We start from the raw sequence: 20,072 nt of genomic DNA, 5'->3' as shown, positions 1-20,072 counted from the left end.
GCCTGTAATTTTTGATTTCTTATTGATTTTTCCATTACATGAGATGTATAATCTTCTTTGATTTTAAAACTATTTAGGAGTAAACAGATATGAATAGCAAATCGACTTCTCAGGCGATGGAGACTGAAAAGATCCCACGCCTTCTGGCACAGCTTGCAATTCCTGCGGTTGTCGCCCAGATCATCAATCTTCTATATAACATTGTAGACCGAATCTATATCGGACACATTTCCGGTGTTGGAGCCGCGGCATTAACCGGCGTTGGATTATTTACACCGATCCTTATGCTGATCAACGCTTTTGCTATGCTTGCAGGTTCCGGTGGTGCTCCGCGTGCTGCGATATCTATGGGAAAGAAAGATAATAAAACAGCTGAAAAAATTCTTGGAAACTGTTTTGCACTTCTCATCCTTATGGCTGTCGTACTTACTGTAGTCTTCTTTACATTTGCGCCACAGCTGTTGACACTTTTTGGTGCCAGCGAGAAGACACTGCCGTATGGAGTAACATACGCAAGAATCTATATCCTTGGAAGTATCTTTGTCTTAATCGTAATGGGAATGAATCCATTTATTACAACACAGGGATTTGCCAAGATCAGTATGATGACTACTGTGATCGGAGCTGTGATCAATATCATTCTTGATCCGATTTTTATCTTCGTATTCCATCTCGGTGTAAGAGGTGCAGCACTTGCCACTGTTTTAGTCAGGCTGTCGGTGCGATTTGGATTCTTCGCTTCTTATCCGGAAAGAAGACGATCCTTCATCTTAGAAAAGAAAATTTCAGATTACAAAAGGACGTTATCCTGCCTTGTCTTGGACTTGGCATTTCCACTTTTGTCATGCTGTCCACAGAAAGTATTCTGTCCATCAGCTTTACTTCCAGTCTGTCAAGATATGGTGGAGACCTTGCTGTTGGAGCCATGACGATCATCACAAGTGTCAGCCAGCTTGCTACATTACCACTGCAGGGAATCTGCCAGGGTGGTCAGCCAATCATGAGTTATAACTTCGGTGCCGGCAATAAAGAGCGTGTAAAAAAAGCCTTCTTTACACAGTTTAAGGTTTGTACGATTTTCACCAGTTGTTTCTGGCTGATCATGCTACTGTTTCCTAAGCTGTTTGCAGGAATCTTTTCCAATAATACGGATCTGATCACTTATACCGCATGGGCATTGAGAATCTATATGGCGGGTATTTTCTCCCTCGGATTCCAGGTTGCATGTCAGCAAAGTTTCATGGCATTGGGACAGGCAAAGGTCAGTCTGCTGCTCGCCTGCTTAAGAAAACTGATCCTGCTGATTCCGCTGATCTTTATCCTGCCACTCTTTATTCAGGATAAGGTATTTGCAGTCTTTCTTGCAGAACCGATCAGTGATATTGTTGCAGCCGCGATCACAACAATCACATTCATGAGCCGCTTCAACGGAATTCTGAATAGGGGGAAAGTATGAAAAAACTAAAACTTTTATGGATGATCCTAAAACGCACCAAAGCAACCCAGATTCTTTCCGGCTATATCGTATTTCTCTTTGTATCCGCTGCCATCATTCAGCTGGTAGAGCCCGACATCAACCGCTATGGTGATGCCCTCTGGTATTGCTATGCGGTACTTTCTACCGCTGGATTCGGCGATATTGTCGCAATGACTTTCGTTGGCAAACTGGTTTCTGTACTCGTCACAATCTACACGATTTTTGTTGTTGCAATCGTTACCGGTGTTGTTGTCAATTATTACGGACAGATCGTAGAGATGCAGCGTCGTGAAACGGCAATGATGTTCCTGGATAAATTAGAGCGTCTCCCGGAGCTTTCCAAAGAAGAACTGGAAGACATCTCAAAAAGGGTAAAAAAATTCCGCTGAGTTCTCACTCAACGGAATTTTTATTTTCCACTTTTTTCTTATCAAATAAGGATAGACATTTGCTGCCTGCTGCCGCAGCCACAAAAATCCATACGAACAATTTCACCGGATAGCATAGAAACAGAAGCATTGTAACCGCCAACGGCTTTTTCATCGTTCCACCTAAAAGTGCTGCTGTAACAATTGCAGATGCGAAAACCAGATGGCTCTCTGCATTTCCGCAGATCAGCATTCCCACGCCATATCCCATGCATACACCTGCAAAGATAACCGGGAAGAAATGCCCTCCCTTCAAACCGAACTGTATACAAATATTTGTGAGAAGCACTTTCAAAAATGCAACTCCGATCAGTGCTAACGGAAGGTATTGACTATACTCTTTCATCAACACTCCCATCTGTTCTTCTCCCGAAAACATAACTGCCGGGATTAACATTCCACAAATCCCAAGACAAATTCCTGCGAGAACTTCTCGAAAAACTGCCGGTACCTTTCCTGCAGTTTTCTTTGTTATCTGGTGTGTCTTTTCATAAAAAACGGCCAGCACGCATCCTGCAATAATATAGAGAAGTATTAGTGCATAATCCATCTTTCCAATCTCAACTGCCTCAAAACTTGGAAAGCCGGAAAGTCCTGAACCAAATACTGCTGAGAGCCCTGCATAAATACCTGTTGCTGCTGCAATTGCGATTCCATAAATAAATATCTTTGATGAAATTCCTGCCGGAACGACAGTTTGTTCTGAATTACTCTCTTCTAAAGTATTTTCTTCCACTTCAAACAAACCAAATAGCGGAGCATGGAATAAAACGCTTAAGGATGCTGCTACCCCGATCTGGGAGTATTCCTTCGCATGCTGTCTGGCAAACTTCAGATTATCTCCTGCCCAGTAACACATTCCGACGATAATTCCGGTAAGCCCGGCTTCCGGACCCACACTGCTTCCGATCAAAAGCGGCAGCACTGCTGCTATCATCATGACAAGCATATTTTTATAATCATAATGCTTCTCTGTTTTCACTTTTGCCATAACAGTTTCCATTTCTTCCGGATAATCTCCGTACATCTTCCGGAAGACACCGATAAGAAATGCACCGATCACACAGACCGCTATTGTATAGTATGGAAATACAAAATGTTCCGGAATCCATTCCCAGATAAGATTCATCCCGACTGCCATGATCTTCAAAAGCGCCCAGACCAATCCGCCGGCAACTGCACCGATAATTGCACAGAACAGCCAGAGCTCCAACTGATTTTTTATCTTTATATTTCTAATTTCTTTTTGACTGTTCATCGATCTGTCCTTTACGTTTTCTATTTTTCAGACGTTTCTGCATCCGTATCTCTTACCTGCGGAATTAATGAAGCTGCCAGTTTTCCTTTTCCACGATGTTTCAAATATAAAATTCCAATTACAGAAAATACAACAGCTCCGACAAAATTCACCATAAGATCTTTCATTGTATCTACGATTCCAATGTCTAAATATCCGCCCAGATTCCAAGTCTCACCGTTGATCACAACGGACTGGACATCTACATGGATTGGGATATTTGCTCCTGTCGGATTCAGCTTCACTGAATTGATTGCCGGAACGATCCAGTCTTTCTGCATATCCAATCCGAAAAACCAATCCATACTGAATTCAAAGAACTCCCACAAAACACCAACTGTCATTGAAAAACAAAATGCAAAAAATGCCACAAAGTATGGGGACATCTTAATTGAAAATCGATCACTTCGGTTGAATAAATCAATCAGCGCAAACCCGATTGCCGCCATCAGGAATCCATTCGTTGTATGCAAAATAGTATCCCATACCGGAATCTTTACATAAAATGCATTGATCTCTCCAAGTATCTCTGCTGAAAAGATAAAGATCAAAATAACCGTTTCCAAGCCAACCGGAATTGTCACTCCAAGTTTCTTATCAATAAACTGTGGTACCATAAATAAAATCAATGTTAAAATTCCAAGAAACATATTGTGATAGTTTCCAAGAAAGAATTGTCTGATAATGGAGACAATAACCAACATAGTCAGTACCATTTGGACTCTTGTTCTATTTCTTGCTTTTTTACTTAATTCACTCATTTTCACCCTCCTTTTTCTCTCAACGCATGCGGTCAAAAGCACTTTTTATTGCATGTTTAGGATATACGGCATCTGTTTTCATAATATACTAATTTCACCTTTTTTTCAATAAAAGGTGTCAGGCCGAAGCTTAAAATAACACCTTCCCCATATGCCTGACACCTTTCTATCTATCGTTTATAGATTCACTTTAATTTTACTTCTGTTTTCTTCTTCTAATAACATAAATCATTCCACCGATCACTGCAATTGATCCCGCAATCATCAGAATCCAGAGGTAGCTGATGCTGTCTCCTGTCTTTGCTGTTTTCACCTGTTTTCCTGACGCTGAAGTTCCTGTTGGTTTCTTTCCTGCAGTACCTGTCGATGTTTCCTTTGAATCGGTTGGATTCTTTGTTTCTTCTTTCTTCACGATCTGATACTCCATCTGATACTCATCATCATCTCCATGAAGCACATAATTATAACATTGCTCGCCTGTCAATCCGACAATACTTGCTGTATATTTTCCAGGTTCCACAGCGTTTCCATCTTCTACTACTGCCTTACATTCATCTTTAAACAGTACTCCTGATAATTCTGCTGTGACATTCACTTCTTTTCCTGTATAGATGATAGTTCCGTCTGTATTCCATACAACATCTACCGGTTTTGGCTGTACGATCAATATTCCAGGTTCAAATATAACCACATAGTTTTGATTTTCTACTGTTGTTGGAGCCTTTTCTGTTATTTCATAAGTACCAACTTCACAGCTCTCTTTCTCTGCATCTCCTGCTGTCAGTGATACATTCACATTCAGATCATCCAGTAAGTCTTCCCCTGCCAGACTTCCATCACTGATCGACCAGGTATACTCTGTGATCGTCTGTCCATATTCTTTCTCCTTACGGTCCGGTCTGATCGTAATGCTTCTTGATTTTACTGTTACAGGAATATTTGATGTAACTGTCTTGTAGTTCGGATTAGCCGGTGTGAAGATCATCTCTTGTTCACTTTGATCCTCTGCTACTGTAAGCATTGTCGTATCGTCTGCAAAACGGAATACACCTTCTCCCGACTGACCGGAAAGTGTTGCTTTCTTTAAGCTGTCTCCATAAATCACTTCTGCTGCCGGGAAAGTCACTTCCGGATCTGCCTGCAAAATCTCATATTCCCATAGATGCACGCGGTTTTTGCCGGAAAAGATATAGTTTTCATTGGTCAGACCTATTGCAAGCGCCTTGTAATTTCCAACTTCTGTATGATCTGCATTCAGCAGTTTTTTAATTGCACAGCTATCATTTTCCAAAAGGCTGTCTGCTTTCACGTTTGCTTCTATTCCACATGCATTTCCTGTATATGTATACTGTGCCGCTGCATTCCATTCTATCTCCGCTTCCTTTGGTGATACGTTAAGGAATGCCGGAAGAACTACAACATCATAATTTGTATTTGTCACATTATCTTTCAGGATAACATATCTTCCTTCATTGCCATATGCGCCAAGAATGTCATCTCCATCTGCATCTGTTGTGCTTCCTCTCAGAATATCTTCCGGTTCGATGGTTGTTGCTTTCAATGTCAGTCCGAGACTTTCAACAGTATCTCCCGGAAGAAGTTTCGCCCTTTCTGAATCACTGATCGTAAATGTAAGATCTGCACTGGTCAACGCATCTCCATATGTCTTTGTTTTCTTTTCTGCACGAACAACGATTCTCTGTGAACTACTAACTGCGCCATTTTCTAATGTCGTATTTTCTGCTGTACTGATTTTGGAACCTGTTGCTTCTGTTGTGTTCACTGGATTGATATTAAGATCATATTCTTTCAAATGAATCCAGTTCACCTTGAATCCGCCTACTGTTTCCGGACAATCAATCTTATAGCTTCCTGCATCGATTGTCTCATTTAATGACTGTCCTGTCTCCCGGATTCTCATTTCATCCGTAACATTTGCAAAAAGTTCTTCCACTTCGTCTACGCTCAGTGTTTCCGTTGGTGAAACAACGTATGACATCTTCGGAATTTCACCATAGGAAATTTCTTCATATCCGAGATAGGCTGTGATCACTTCTGACTTATTCACTGTTTTTACCGGAACCCACATAGTAACAGTTTTGTATTTTTTATTATCTGCCGGCTGGAAGGTCAGTTCAAATTTGGTCTGATCTGCTATTTCCTGATCTGTCACAACATGAGCTGCATCTTCAAATTTCCAGGTTCCTGCCGGTGCATTTTCAATCCCTTTCAATGTAGCTTCTGCCAATGTCTGACCGTATTCAACTTCTACCTCCGGTGTCGGAAGTTTTGGTTCAAATATCATGTTACTGTTTGTCTCATAGATCAACCGTGACATTGGATCATCAATAAAGTTAAGCATTACTGTTCCAAGGAATCGGTTATCAATACAATTGTCTTCGTCTTTAAATAATCTCGGATTAATTTCCTGTGTCAATCCTAACGGTGCTCCTCGTGAGCAAGAAGTATAATTAAATACCCAAGAATTGTACTCGATCGGATGGCTTGTATTCTGTCCTGTTGTCTGCTTCATCGTTTCTAATATATACGGCCACTTCTCACTTCCATATGTATTATATGCATCCTGAATATACACATGATTTTTTCCATCATCATATAACTTGTACGCATATTTATAATCTTTATATTTTATGTCATCCCAATTCGTAAGGTTAAATCCCATCGCACGTTCAACCGAACTGTCGTAGTTCTTGGTTAGATTAAATCTTCGAAGAAATATGATTTTTCCCCTTGCTTCCTTCATTGATGGGATATCCCCTCCACTGTAGACCTTGTCCTTATTTTTTTCAATAAATTCAGCTACCGCATGCTCTAATCCAATTGTAGAACCGGCATCTGATTTTACTGTAAGAATGACTGTTTCTGACTTATGCTTCTCTAAGAAACCGAGGGAAGTATTGAGGATTGACTGTAATGTAAGATCACTTCCATTTTTTCCTGACACTGCCATAATTCGCCTCCATGTACAATCTTTACGTCTGCTGCAGAAGCATCATTTTTTGTCGCATTTGCACGGATATCAAAGCTGCGTGCTCCCATATTTAACTGTTCATCATAATAAAGATTCTGACAGGATGTAATGGATACACTTGGAACTAAATCATCCACAACCCCTGCTGTTCCGGTATCATGTGTTGCCGGAATATTAACAGAAGACAGTAGTGCCTCATCTGGAATGCCTGCCATCCATTCATTCGCATAACTGTAAGCTGTTGCAGCTGTATTACCTGCTAAAATAGATAACTCTACATTCATTCCCTTTTTCCCAAACACTAAAGTTGGGACGCTATTTTCGATATACCATCCAGTTCTGGCATTCTGAATTTTATACGTACCATCTTTCTGCTTAAAAAATCGCCACAATTGACTTGTATTCTGATTCCTGTCAAATTTTTCAGTCGTCCAGACGTTCACACTTGCATTAAGTTTTCCTGATTCTCCTTCTACATCTAAAGATAGATTCGTTGTGCTTTCACCATCAGAGACCGCATCTATTTGATAAGCATGATACTCTGATTTCCATTTCAATTTCCATTTACTGGTTATTCCCATTACTTGAAATGTTGGATGAGATCCTGGAGCTGACAGATTGCTTACTCTATTTAAAGCATCAAGTTTTCCTGCTTCATGAATTTCACAAATAGCACTTGTATCTTCTTCTTTTAAAACCTGACTTTCTTTTCCCGTGAGTGGAACTACGGATTTGTGATCAGCCAGACTTTTCTGTTGCTCTCATCTGTCTGGATGATTTTCGGATTATTATTATTCAGTTTTCCTTCATATCCGATCCATTTTCCACTGTTTCTATTCTTAATATAGTATCTCGCATTTCCATTTGCATCATTACCGATATAATAAAAGGCAAACTGGCGGTGATTATTTCCCTTTACTTCACTGTCTGAAGACTCCCATAAATGAAGTACTGCACCGCTGTCTTTACTTTTACCATCCACGTCTGCAAAACGATCCGTTCCATCTACTTTAATATGTTTAATCCCATACCATTCCTTTTCTATATGATCTAAACGGAAACGACAATTATTTCCTTCTGAAGTATCCAAATGAACAACACTATTTTTCCCTGCATCATCATTTACGTTCCAGCGATAGTCTTTGTTCTCTTCTAGTGTAATAAATAATTCACTATTTGTCTCCATCTCTGTTGACATACTTCCACTTGAATCCGCCGCTTTTACACTGATTGGAATCCCTGTAAGTGCTATCGTCATACATATGAGTGCTGCCATTATCCTTTTTATTGTTTTCATATCCGTTTTTTCCTCCTCATTTGTATTTTGCTATATTATCGGCAATCATATTTCTTCTTATTATATTTTTGATACCAGATTGTTCAATATTTTTGACATGAACTGTCTGAAAATGGCACGAATCGTTATTCTGTGGTATACTAATCCTATGTCAAAACGTTTGTATTTATTTTGAATAGATACAAATCAGGGAGGATATTCGTATGTTAATCGCTATTGTTGATGATATTGCCGAAGAGCGTATTCTGCTTCGAACACGATTAGAAAATATATTAAATCAGAAAAATGTAGAGTTTCATTGCTATGAATATGAGAATGGTGAAGCATTTCTCAAGGCTTCAAAAGAACATGACTTCACAGTTTTATTTCTGGACATTTATATGAACGGGGCAAATGGAATCGAAATCGCCCGTGAATTTAGAAATACCAACAAAGACTGTCTGTTGATTTTTACTACAACATCTCTGGATCATGCACTGGAAGGTTTTAAAGTACGTGCCATGCATTATCTGGTAAAACCTTATACGGAAGAAGAACTGGCTTCTTTAATCGATGAAATCCTGTCCCGGATTCCGGCTTCGGAGAAAAAACTGACAGTGAAAGTAAATGGAAGTGATCTTCAGATACCATTTAAAACGATCATTCACGCGGATCATTTTTCTCATATGATCCATATTCATACAACAAAAGAAAAAGAACTTGTCATCCGACAGTCTTTTGGGACTTTTACTGCTCCATTAAAAGAAGATTCCCGCTTTTTTATCTGCAACAGAGGGACGATCATCAACATGGAACATGCTGTTGATTTTGACGGAACAATGTTTCTTTTAGACGATGGAAGCAAGATTGTTGTCAGCAGAGAACTGTGCAAACCTGCACGACAACACTTTATGGATTATCTATTTCAAAAGGGGGGATTTTGATGTGGACTTTAATTTTCCAGACTTTAGAATTTACAGTTTTGATTCCTGGTATGCTGCTTGCCTATCTGCCGGTAAGATCATCTCTGAAGCAAACACCTAAGAAGCTGGCTGTCTGGATACTTCCGCTTCTTATTATATGTTCTTGTTTTTGTGGTTTTGCATGCCATAGATTTCATTTGTCAACAAGATCTGTTCTTCTTCCTCTTTTATTTGTTCTATTTATTCTATATCATAGCACTTTGTTAATTTCACTTTGGAAATCTGTCAGCATCTATCTTGCCGTCTGTGCAGTTTTTTCTTGCTTTAACAGCCTTTCCAGAGCTGCTTCTGCAATGTTGAATTTTGGTTCTGAACACCTTGCATTTTCCGATTTTTCTACTTTTGGAATCCTGTATAATCTTTTCTGCATTCTTTTCGTCCTTCTCATATGGTATCCAGCCTCCCATTCCGTCAAAGAAATGGTAGAAGATGAAAATCTTGCTCAGACCTGGTATGTTTTCTGGATTCTCCCGGTTCTGGTCATCGGATTGAACCTTGCTTTGATTCCAAAATATAACACCATCCTGCACACACAGCGTTTTCTGCGTGGATACATAGTGATTGTTTATGCTCTTCTACTCATCCTTGCATTATTTTACTCGATGTTTTTAATGATGGCTAATATCCTGAATAAAAACAAAAAACTTCAGCAGGAAAATCTTTTTCTTTCTGTACAACAGGAACGATATGAGAATTTAAGAAGTGCGATAGAAGAAGCCAGACAGGCTCGACATGATATTCGTCATCATTTTATACAACTATCTGCTATGGCCAAAGACGGTGATTTAGAAAAGATCAAAAAATACCTGCAAAATGCATTGGATAAAATTCCCACCCTTGATTATCACTTCTGTGAAAATCAGTCTGTTGATAACGTAATCGGATATTATTATGCACTTGCCCAAAAAGAAGAAATTCCATTTGATGCCCGTGTTGATCTTCCAAAAGAACTTTCCGTAGATGAAATGGATCTCTGTCTTATTCTTTCCAATCTATTAGAAAATGCATTGGAAGCCAGTCGCAAAACTGCCGCTGCGCAGCAGCGGATATCGTTGGAAATCTATCAACATTCTGCTTCTATTCTTTTAATTCGGGTTGAGAATAATTTTGATGGAAATATCAAAGAAAAAGACCATCTATTCCATTCCACCAAGCGAACGGGACTTGGGGTTGGTACCCAATCCGTCCGCAGAACAGCAGAAAAGAACGATGGTTCTTGTGATTTCACTTATGAAAATGGAGTCTTTACCGCAAAGATCATGCTTCGTGCTACTCCTTAGGTTTCTCCTCTTTAATATGTAAAGCGAAGGGCTTTTGATCAGTCTTTCGCTTCTTTTATATATTCGTTTTTAATTGCAAATCCGTGATCCATCGGACCGCTTCCTTTTCCAAGATTAAGCATTGCTGCAAGTGCCCCTGAGATATACTCTTTCGCACGCTCTACAGATTCCTCCAATGAGAATCCTTTTGCAAGATTAGAAGCAATCGCAGAAGACAATGTACAACCTGTACCATGAGTATTCGGATTATCAATTCTTTTTCCGTTAAACCAGCGATACACTCCATCTGCATACAGCAGATCATTCGCATCATTCAAGTTGTGTCCACCCTTGCAAAGTACTGCACAGTGATATTTTTCTGAAATTTCTTTCGCCGCATCGATCATCTCTTCTGCACTTGTGATCTTTCTTCCGATCAACTCCTCTGCCTCCGGAATATTCGGAGTCAGTACACTTGCAAGCGGGAATAATTCTTCCTTCAATGTATCCGCCGCATCATCACTGATCAGCTTCGCTCCGCTTGTTGCTACCATAACAGGATCTACTACAATATTCTTTGCTTCATACTGACGTAGCTTCGCTGCAATAACTTTGATCAGTTCTTTATCTGAAACCATCCCGATCTTTACGGCATCCGGATAGATATCTGTAAAGATACTGTCAAGCTCCTGTCCTAAAAATTCCGGTGTTGCATTTAATATAGAAGTAACACCTGTTGTATTCTGCGCTGTCAATGCAGTAATCGCACTCATTGCATATACTCCATTGGTGATCATTGTCTTGATATCAGCCTGGATTCCTGCGCCTCCGCTAGAGTCACTTCCGGCGATTGTAATTGCTGTTTTCATGTTCTCGTCCTCCTTCTATTATAAATAAAATAAACCATCCAGATCCACTTTCCGAAATGCTGCACATTTCATCTAAACATCCGCTTGGCTCTGAACAGTTCAAAATGGGTACAAAAAAAGCGGGTGATGGGAATCGAACCCACGTATCCAGCTTGGAAGGCTGGTGTTCTACCATTGAACTACACCCGCGTGTCTTGTGTTATCTCTGACACGAGTTATATCTTATCATACATGCCAGAGATATGCAAGCACAAATTTAAATTTTTCTAAATACTTTAGATTTTTCGTATCTACCTTATTACAATTTTTGCAATTCCATCAATTTCTTTCTTAATCTCATATTTTCCTCTTCTGCTTTATCAGCTCTTTGTTTTTCTTCTTCCGTTCTTTGCTTTTCTTCTTCTATCTTCTGCTTCTCTTCTTCTAATTCTCTTGCAATGTTCTCCTTCGCTTGAGCCACCTGTTCGGCTACTTTCTCTGCCACCTGTTCGGCTACTTTCTCTGCCACTTGTTCTTCGACCTGTTTTGCAACACTTGCCTTTACTTGTGCCAATTCTTCTTCCATCTCGTCAATCATCAACTTCACTGTATTGCGATCCAAAATCTCAAGTTCTTTCGAAAACATCTCCATCATTCCTTCCATATTAAGACAGAGTGTATAGATTTCTTCATAAATCTTCTGAAAATCCGAATTCTGATTCAAAAGTTTAATAATCATCTCCGGATCATCCTGACTAAGAAATACGAGCCACTCTTCCAATCTATTTTTTATCTTTCTGTTTTCATTTTGAATGATGTCACCAAAAATGTCAAGACATATAAAAGTATATTCTTGCAGTAAATTCACTTCTACTCCTGTATCACTTTTTTGTTCGCAATGATGAATATATATTTCTTTCGAAAACCTGCGGAAATCAGCACTGCTCTTTTCAAATAATACAATTGTATAGACTTTCTGAATTCTCTTATAAGTAAATGAATTTCCTAATTCTGCGCGCACTCGTTTATACTGTCGTAACAATAAATCGGAAGAATAACAGGCACTTCTCTGTCCGGGAAATAAATATCCCATTTTTTGTACTTCAACATTTGCTATACTACCATCTTCAAACTGAACAACAATGTCCATAATCAATAAGGAACTCTCCGCTGCAATACGCGCCGATTCATTCGGAAGTACTTTTAAGATTCTAATTTTTCTTCCTAATATTTCTGATAGAAAATCATTTAACCTTTCAGGTCTGGTGTCCGGATTCATAATAACTTTAAAATAGGTATCATAGAGAAGTTTTACACCTTTCACCCCAGTGCAAATGTCAAGATATTCCTGTTGGTATTTTTCTTCCCATCCACAAAATGTCTTCCACATTTCCGGGCTATTGCGAATTTCTTCAAGCACTTGTCCTTTGGTTCTGATCATTGGAAAATAGTTTTGTAATTTGTTTTTCATCTTTTATTTTGATGCGATGTTTAAAATAAAGAATGTCCAACACCAACTTCATGAATTGGTATGTTCTCAGAATATCCCAGTTCACTTTTAATTGCAATGTGTTTCTTGTTTATAACTCATCTTTTTTGTTGATAATCTGTAGATAACTTCAAAAATCAATATTTTTTCAATTCCAACTGTCATTTTCACCAAATAAACGTTATAATATTGTTAATTTATAGTCATTTTTTGTCCAAAACGCCATAATTCAAAAAAGCGGAGAAAAAATGTCACATGGCCTTTTAATGTATCACCTTTTCTCTCTATAATGAATAAAAAGGAGGAGGAAGATTCGTGGATTTATTTAATAGCTTACCACTTAAAAAGCAGGAATATATGAACCGGCTTTTCAGAAACTGTACGGAGGAAGTCAAGTATTACATGTCCGTGATTGATGTGGAAGCTGACCAGACTTTTATCAAAGCCGGAGAAGAATGCAAGTACATATACATCATTTTATCAGGGAAAGTAACCGGAGTCGAATGGCCGATGCATGAGAAATCTTATTTCTTTAAGGACTTTGGACCAGGTGACTTCTTTGGTGAGATTGAATGTTTTGCCGGACTTCCAAGATACCGGATCAGCATTCTGTCTTCAACAAAATGCCGGCTGCTTGCCATTCCATCTATTTATTATATGGAGTGGATGCATATGGATGTTGATGCACTGTTCATGAGAACACAGGAAAATATCAGCCGCCTCGTTCTGCAAACTGCGGAAGCCAGGAAATATCTGTTTATGGAAGGAAAAGACCGATTAATGGTTCATCTAGTCCGTAAATATGAACAAAAGATCCCGGCACCGGAGATTCTGGTACTCAACCAGACACGAGCGCGCATTTCCGAAGAAGTGGGGATTTCTATTAAAACTCTGGACAGAAACATCAGAAAGCTGGAAGAGATGAATCTTCTGACGCTGAATAAAGGAAAGATCGTGATTACCAAGGCCCAATATCTTCAGATGAAACAGGATATTGATTTTTACGTAAACGGTTGATCCAAACTTATGTTTAAGGAGGGGATAACATGTATGTAGGAAAAAAGGTTACTCGTGTAGATGCCTACGATAAAGTAATTGGACGTACAAAATATACAGATGATCTCTGTGATAAGAGTGCCTATATTGCACGTATTTTACACTCTACAATTGCCAACGGACGTGTTCTTTCTATTGACACATCTGAAGCTGAGAAGATACCTGGAGTTGTAAAAGTATTTACCTGTTTTGATTTAAAGGAGAAGCATTATTTTCCAACTGCCGGACATCCATGGTCCACAGATGAATCACATCAGGATGTTGCCGATCGTCTTGTACTTACAGACCGCGTCAGATTTTATGGGGATGATATCGCTGCGGTTGTAGCAGAGGATGAGGTTTCCGCTGCACAGGCACTTCGTGCGATCAAAGTAGAATATGAAGAATATCCATTTGTTCTGGATGTTATGGATGCTATGAAAGAGGATGCTCCTCAGCTTCATGATAAATATCCAAACAATATTCTCAAGCATACAACAATCAGTAAAGGAAATTATGAAGAAGCTATCAAAGAACCTGGACTAATCAAAGTAGAAGGCTGGTACAGCACACCAACTGTTCAGCACTGTCATATTGAAAACTTTATCTGCTATGCTGAGATGGAAGGAGACCGCATCAAGGTTGTAAGTTCTACTCAGATTCCTCATATCGTACGTCGAGTTGTTGGTCAGGCACTCGGAGTTGAATGGGGTAAGATCCGTATCATTAAGCCTTATATCGGCGGTGGTTTCGGAAATAAGCAGGATGTTTTGTATGAACCACTTTGTGCATGGCTTTCCATGCAGCTTCATGGACATCTTATTAAACTTGATGTACCAAGAGAGGAGACCTTTGTTTCTACTCGTGTACGTCATGCGATCAAGAGCCACATCATTTCATGGGTTCGACCGGATGGAACATTTGCTGCAAGAAAACTGGAAGCATTTTCCGATCAGGGTGCTTACGCTTCCCATGGTCACAGCATCTGTGCAAAAGGTGTTGGCGCATTCCCGCAGCTTTATCCTTGTGATAACGTAGAGGCTGATGCTTATACAATATTCACAAACAAATCCGTTGCCGGTGCGATGCGTGGTTACGGAATTCCACAGGCAATGTGGGCTGTAGAATGTCATACAGAAGACATTTGTGCAAAACTTAACATGGATCCACTTGAATTCCGCCGCAAAAACCTGATGCCGGTCGGATACAAGGATGCATTTTCTAAGAATGAATTATACAGCGACACATTCAACCAGTGTCTCGACAAAGGAATTGAAGTTACTGATTACCTTCGTAAATACAAAGAATACCAGAACCAGACAGGAGATATCCGCAGAGGTATCGGTATGGCAGTCTTCTGGTACAACACAGCTGTATGGCCGATCTCACTTGAGACATCTTCCTGCCGTATGGTATTGAATCAGGATGGTTCTCTTCAGGTTCAGCTTGGTGAGACAGAAATCGGACAGGGTGCTGATACTGCATATTCACAGATGACTGCAGATATTCTTGGCGTTCCGCTTGAGGCTGTACACGTTGTTTCCTGTCAGGATACAGATGTTACGCCATTCGGAACAGGTGCTTATGCATCCCGTCAGACTTATACAGCCGGATTCTCAATTCGCCAGACAGCACTGCTTCTGAAAGAACGCATTTTGAAATATGCGCATGAACTGACAAGAATGCCTGAATATAACCTGGATATCATTGACGGACAGATTGTTCGTATCACAGATAACCGTGTTCTGATGTCTCTTGGAGATCTTTCAACAGAAGCACTTTACAGCCTTTCACACAGTGAGCATCTGTCAGCTGAAAGTACAGCACAGATTAAGTCCAATGCTTACTCCTTCGGATGTACATTTGCAGAAGTTGAAGTTGACATCCCGATGTGTAAGGTAAAACTGCTTGATCTCGTCAATGTACATGACGCCGGCACACTGATTAACCCGGCACTTGCTGAAGCTCAGGTACATGGTGGTATGAGTATGGGAATCGGATTCGGACTCTCTGAGAACCTGCTCTTTGATCCGAAGACCGGAAGAGCATTAAATGATAACTTGCTCGATTACAAGTTATCCACATTTATGGATCACCCGAGACTACGTGCTTATTTCGTAGAAAATGCGGAGCCTACAAGTGCATTCGGAACAAAATCTCTTGGTGAGCCACCGACATGTTCTATTGCACCTGCAATCCGTAACGCAGTTTATCAGGCAACAGGTGTCTATGTAAATGATGCACCAGTGAATCCACACCATCTGTTCCGCAGCATGAAAGAACAACATATGTTTGAGGAAGGAGGAGAAGCAAATGTATGATCTTAAAGCACTTTATGAAGCTGAAAGCGTAGCTCATGCTATACAGCTTTTACAGGAACATCCGGAAGCACAGATCATTGCCGGCGGAAGTGACGTTCTTGTACAGATGCGTGAAGGACGTCGCGCAGGAAAAGAACTTGTAAGCATTTATAGAATTGATGAAATGAGAGGCATATCTTATGAAGAAGACGGTGCGATCCGCATTGGCTCTCTGACCAGCTTCTCTCATATTACAAAGGATCCGATCATCCAGAAGCATATCAACGTACTTGGGGAAGCTGTTGATATGGTTGGTGGACCACAGATCCGTAACATCGGAACGATCGGTGGAAACACATGTAATGGTGTTACATCCGCTGATTCCGCTTCAACACTTCATGCATGGGATGCAATTGTTGAGATCACAGGACCGGACGGAGTTCGCAGAATCCCGATCCATGACTTCTATATTAAAGCAGGAGTCGTTGATCTGAAACCGGCAGAGATTCAGACAGCGATCATCATCCGAAGGAAGCATACGAAGGCTACCACGGACATTACATTAAATACGCAATGCGTAATGCAATGGATATCGCAACAACAGGATGTTCTGTCAATGTAAAACTCTCTGAAGATAAGAAGACGATCAAGGATGTCAGAATTGCTTACGGAGTTGCAGGACCTGTTCCGATGCGTGCACCTTCTGCTGAGGCAAAAGCAAAGGGCAAACCGCTTACAAAAGCTGTTGTTCATGAATTTGGTCAGGCTGTTCTGGAAGATATCAATCCACGTGACAGCTGGAGAGCATCCAAGGCATTCCGTCAGCACATCGCTACTGTTCTTGCAGAGCGTGCACTGACAGAATCTATCAGATTGGCAGGAGGTGTGATCGATGAATAAACAGTACAAATTACTTACCTGCACGATCAACGGTAAGAAAGTCGAGAAAATGATCGATGTCCGTGCATCACTTACAGATGTTTTAAGAGATGACTTCCGTCTGACCAGCGTAAAGAAAGGCTGTGAAGTCGGAGAATGTGGAGCATGCAATGTAATCATTGATGGGGAATGCTTCAACTCCTGTATCTATCTCGGTGTATGGGCTGAGGGAAAAGAAATCCTTACTCTTGAAGGTCTCGCCGGACCAAATGGTGAGTTATCCGATATTCAGCAGGCATTTATTGACGAAGCAGCTGTTCAGTGTGGCTTCTGTACACCTGGATTCATCATGAGTGCAACTGAACTTTTAAATGCCGGCAAAGAATTCTCAGATGATGAGATTCGTAAAATGATGTCCGGTCATCTGTGCCGCTGCACAGGTTATGAAAACATTTTCCGTGCAGTCAAGAAGACAATGCTTCGCAGACTCGGAAAAAATGAAGAAGCAGACGCTGTCTAAAAGTGAATTGGGTTGCTGTTCTACACTGCCTGGGGACAGCATGACTGGGCACAGCTTTTGTGCCCAGTAACAGAAGCAGCACTCAATTGTAACGTTGTAACTACAATCACATAAAAGGTTCGCAGATTTTCATTTACAACAATCTGCAAACCAGTATATAGTGGTTTCTGTTTGGGGATCTGTATAACAGATACAGAACCATTATATGAAATATCTAGAAAGAACGGGTATGTAAATATGAAAGATAAAGAACGAAATATCACAACCGTCAGCGAAGAAAATATCTATCTCCTGAACGGCCGCGTACCACTCGGAAAAGCGATTCCTTTCGGCTTACAGCATGTACTGGCCATGTTCGTAGCCAACCTTGCTCCTGTATTAATCGTCTGCAGTGCCGCTCTTGTCAGAGGCACCGGTGATCATCTGACCGCTGTTGAAATCACTCGACTTCTTCAGTGCGCCATGTTCGTAGCCGGAATCGGTACTTGTTTACAGCTCTACCCTATATGGAAGATTGGTTCGAAACTGCCGATCGTTATGGGTGTCAGCTTCACTTTCCTTGGAAGTCTTCTGATGATCTGTACAAATCCGGATCTCGGATATGAAGGCATGGTCGGTGCCGTTATCCTTGGTGGTATCTTCGAGGGAGTTGTTGGTTTAAGTGCCCAGTATTGGAAGAAATATTTAACACCGGTTGTATCCAGCTGTGTTGTTATCGCGATCGGACTTTCTCTTCTCCCGGTTGGAATGAATTCCTGGGGCGGTGGAAGCGGTTCCGAATCATTTGGATCCTGGTATCACCTTCTTGTAGGTCTTGTGACACTGATTGTCTGTCTGGTTTCAAGATATTTACTGCATGGTGTATACAAAAACCTGAACATTCTTGTTGGATTAATCTTCGGTTATATCCTTTCCGCAATCTTTACTGTTGCTGGTATTGCTCCAATGATCAATTTCTCCGGAATCAGCAAAACAATCAGTGAAGTCGGATTTTTCAGCCTTCCAAGACTTGTATTCTTCACTGGTCACACACCGATATTTGACCTTGGAGCATTCTTTACAATTGCGATTGTCTTCCTGGTTTCTGCCGCTGAGACAACCGGAGCTACAACTGCAGTATGTAAAGGATCTTTAGACCGTGACATTAAGATTGAAGAGCTGCAGGGATCTCTTGCAGTTGACGGATTCTCCAGTACAATTTCCGGATGTTTCGGATGTCTGCCACTGACTTCCTTCAGCCAGAATGTCGGACTTGTAACTATGACAGGCGTAATCAACCGATTCACGATCCTTATGGGAGCTTTGATCCTGATCCTGGCATCTCTGTTCCCGCCGCTTGGAGCTTTCTTTAACTCCTTGCCGCAGTCAGTACTTGGTGGATGTACCGTTATGATGTTTGGTTCAATCCTGTACGAAGGAATCAAGATGCTCAAAGACTGTGAGTTCAATGACCGCACAATGATCATTGTATCTCTCGCTTTCTGCGTCGGCGTTGGTCTTACACAAACAGATGCGAACTTCTTCAGCGCTTTCCCACAGGCTGTGGGAGATATCTTCAACGGAAATGCTGTTGCAGGTGTGTTCGTAGTATCACTGCTGCTCAGTCTGATCCTGCCGAAAGATAAAAGTGAAAAAGTAGAAGAATAACGAATAAGAAGAAAAATAACAACTGTAATTGAAAAATATTTCTCTTACAGCTGTTATTTTTCTTTTTTTAAAAGGTTTTCTTTCACCATCCAGCTTCCGGAGCAGCCATCACCTTGATTATTGGGGCTTCCTTCTGCATATTCTACTCACTCCTTTGTGCTGATCTTCTCCAGACATGCAATCAATTCTGCCTCACTTCTTACCATTGCATCCGGCTTTACATCACCTGCTGCCTGATGTCCGCGATGATTATACCAGACTGCGTTCCATCCCGCAGCTTTAGCCCCAACAATATCATTTTCGAAAGAATCTCCTACATAGCAGATCTCTTGCGGCAAAATCCCCATTCTTTCCGCCGCACGACTGAAAATCCTCTTGTCCGGTTTTGCTACCCCGAGTGCTCCTGATATAAATACATGACCTACTGGAATCCATTCCGTTACACCAAGTGCGTTCACTTTATCCCACTGATGCTGCGCCGGACCATTTGTAACGATTCCCAAAGTCACCTTCTCTTTCAAGTTCTGCATCAACTGTCTCATTGCATCTGTCATCTTGATTTCATGCTGTTTTTCTTCATAAATTGCTTGGAATTCCAATGCCTTGAGTGCATCAATCTTCTTCCCATAATCAAGGAATGCATTTTTGAATCGATAGATATACATCTCTTCCATTGACATCTCACCACTTAAACAGCGTGCATACACGGAATCGCTGTATCTTCTGCTTGCCAAAAATGCGCCTTCCAGATCCAGATCTTTATCTTCCGGGAAAACCTCCCTGCATGTTTCCTTAAATGGAGTTGATAAATCATATAATGTGTCGTCTACATCGAATACAATTGCTTTCATTATTCTCATCCTGTCCTTTTCCCACTCCCT

Annotated in this window: 16 protein-coding genes, 1 tRNA gene and 2 pseudogenes; 9 read left to right on the top strand and 10 right to left on the bottom strand. The window is 40.7% G+C overall.

Annotated elements, in window-relative coordinates; genetic code table 11:
* The first annotated feature begins 89 nt into the window (after window positions 1–89).
* A pseudogene (locus tag DXB52_RS08240) lies at window positions 90–1,456 on the top strand (MATE family efflux transporter).
* Window positions 1,453–1,866, top strand: coding sequence for a potassium channel family protein (locus DXB52_RS08235; RefSeq protein WP_055146302.1), 414 nt, complete (start codon window positions 1,453–1,455; stop codon window positions 1,864–1,866). Before DXB52_RS08240 ends, DXB52_RS08235 begins: the two are co-directional and overlap by 4 nt.
* A gap of 4 nt (window positions 1,867–1,870) precedes the next feature.
* Here the strand turns inward: DXB52_RS08235 and DXB52_RS08230 are convergent, their stop codons facing one another.
* The 5 genes from DXB52_RS08230 to DXB52_RS17000 form a co-directional block, all read right to left on the bottom strand.
* Entirely contained in the window at window positions 1,871–3,163 is a 1,293-nt protein-coding gene (locus DXB52_RS08230) for a chloride channel protein (RefSeq protein ID WP_055146305.1), read from the bottom strand.
* Window positions 3,164–3,183: 20 nt separating this feature from the next.
* Window positions 3,184–3,963 (bottom strand): DUF2238 domain-containing protein, encoded by a 780-nt coding sequence (locus tag DXB52_RS08225; RefSeq protein WP_055158343.1) that lies wholly within the window; start codon window positions 3,961–3,963, stop codon window positions 3,184–3,186.
* A gap of 196 nt (window positions 3,964–4,159) precedes the next feature.
* Window positions 4,160–6,934 (bottom strand): MBG domain-containing protein, encoded by a 2,775-nt coding sequence (locus DXB52_RS08220; RefSeq protein ID WP_270371343.1) that lies wholly within the window; start codon window positions 6,932–6,934, stop codon window positions 4,160–4,162.
* The gene (locus DXB52_RS17005) at window positions 6,862–7,536 is read right to left on the bottom strand and encodes an RICIN domain-containing protein (protein WP_472520043.1); all 675 of its coding nucleotides are present in this window, start codon (window positions 7,534–7,536) and stop codon (window positions 6,862–6,864) included. The genes DXB52_RS08220 and DXB52_RS17005 overlap by 73 nt, the downstream gene beginning before the upstream one ends.
* Window positions 7,537–7,679: 143 nt before the next feature.
* On the bottom strand, window positions 7,680–8,252 hold the full coding sequence (locus tag DXB52_RS17000) for an RICIN domain-containing protein (protein WP_472520042.1): 573 nt from the start codon (window positions 8,250–8,252) through the stop codon (window positions 7,680–7,682).
* A 203-nt stretch (window positions 8,253–8,455) separates the two neighbouring features.
* Between DXB52_RS17000 and DXB52_RS08215 the strand changes: the two genes are divergently transcribed.
* Complete coding sequence (locus DXB52_RS08215) at window positions 8,456–9,175, top strand: LytR/AlgR family response regulator transcription factor (RefSeq protein WP_118106926.1); 720 nt, start codon at window positions 8,456–8,458, stop codon at window positions 9,173–9,175.
* 271 nt (window positions 9,176–9,446) lie between these two features.
* Here DXB52_RS08215 and DXB52_RS16995 read toward each other — a convergent pair whose 3' ends face one another.
* Window positions 9,447–9,584, bottom strand: a complete 138-nt coding sequence (locus DXB52_RS16995; protein WP_227159267.1) for a hypothetical protein — start codon at window positions 9,582–9,584, stop codon at window positions 9,447–9,449.
* Between the two features lie 49 nt (window positions 9,585–9,633).
* On the opposite strand from DXB52_RS16995, the gene DXB52_RS08210 reads away from it, so the two are divergent.
* Window positions 9,634–10,494: a sensor histidine kinase gene (locus DXB52_RS08210; RefSeq protein WP_226875726.1), complete on the top strand. Its 861-nt coding sequence runs from the start codon at window positions 9,634–9,636 to the stop codon at window positions 10,492–10,494.
* Window positions 10,495–10,532: 38 nt separating this feature from the next.
* On the opposite strand, the gene thiD is transcribed toward DXB52_RS08210, so the two are convergent.
* The 3 genes from thiD to DXB52_RS08195 form a co-directional block, all read right to left on the bottom strand.
* Entirely contained in the window at window positions 10,533–11,342 is an 810-nt protein-coding gene (gene thiD, locus DXB52_RS08205) for a bifunctional hydroxymethylpyrimidine kinase/phosphomethylpyrimidine kinase (protein ID WP_020437190.1), read from the bottom strand.
* Window positions 11,343–11,460: 118 nt separating this feature from the next.
* A tRNA-Gly gene (locus DXB52_RS08200) sits at window positions 11,461–11,531 on the bottom strand.
* Between the two features lie 109 nt (window positions 11,532–11,640).
* Entirely contained in the window at window positions 11,641–12,762 is a 1,122-nt protein-coding gene (locus tag DXB52_RS08195) for a PD-(D/E)XK nuclease family transposase (protein ID WP_020437189.1), read from the bottom strand.
* A gap of 363 nt (window positions 12,763–13,125) precedes the next feature.
* Between DXB52_RS08195 and DXB52_RS08190 the strand changes: the two genes are divergently transcribed.
* From DXB52_RS08190 to DXB52_RS08170, 5 genes and pseudogenes are all read left to right on the top strand, one after another.
* Entirely contained in the window at window positions 13,126–13,827 is a 702-nt protein-coding gene (locus DXB52_RS08190; RefSeq protein ID WP_117890555.1) for a Crp/Fnr family transcriptional regulator, read from the top strand.
* A gap of 29 nt (window positions 13,828–13,856) precedes the next feature.
* Window positions 13,857–16,166 (top strand): xanthine dehydrogenase subunit XdhA, encoded by a 2,310-nt coding sequence (gene xdhA, locus DXB52_RS08185; RefSeq protein WP_117835380.1) that lies wholly within the window; start codon window positions 13,857–13,859, stop codon window positions 16,164–16,166.
* Window positions 16,159–17,045 (top strand): annotated as a pseudogene (xdhB, locus tag DXB52_RS08180) (xanthine dehydrogenase subunit XdhB). The gene xdhA and the pseudogene xdhB overlap by 8 nt, the downstream one beginning before the upstream one ends.
* Window positions 17,038–17,544 carry a xanthine dehydrogenase subunit XdhC gene (xdhC, locus tag DXB52_RS08175; protein WP_020437186.1) on the top strand — a complete coding sequence of 169 codons (507 nt, stop codon included), beginning with the start codon at window positions 17,038–17,040 and terminating at the stop codon, window positions 17,542–17,544. The pseudogene xdhB and the gene xdhC overlap by 8 nt, the downstream one beginning before the upstream one ends.
* 237 nt (window positions 17,545–17,781) lie before the next feature.
* Complete coding sequence (locus DXB52_RS08170) at window positions 17,782–19,191, top strand: uracil-xanthine permease family protein (RefSeq protein WP_117542203.1); 1,410 nt, start codon at window positions 17,782–17,784, stop codon at window positions 19,189–19,191.
* A 146-nt stretch (window positions 19,192–19,337) separates the two neighbouring features.
* Here the strand turns inward: DXB52_RS08170 and DXB52_RS08165 are convergent, their stop codons facing one another.
* Window positions 19,338–20,051, bottom strand: a complete 714-nt coding sequence (locus DXB52_RS08165) for an HAD family hydrolase (RefSeq protein ID WP_117960674.1) — start codon at window positions 20,049–20,051, stop codon at window positions 19,338–19,340.
* Between the last annotated feature and the right edge of the window lie 21 nt (window positions 20,052–20,072).

Origin of the sequence: Ruminococcus sp. OM04-4AA (assembly GCF_003462585.1) — a bacterium.
GTDB lineage: Bacteria > Bacillota > Clostridia > Lachnospirales > Lachnospiraceae > Mediterraneibacter > Mediterraneibacter faecis.
The sequence above is the reverse complement of the archived record's forward strand: the minus strand, read 5'-3'. Positions and strand labels throughout refer to the sequence as shown.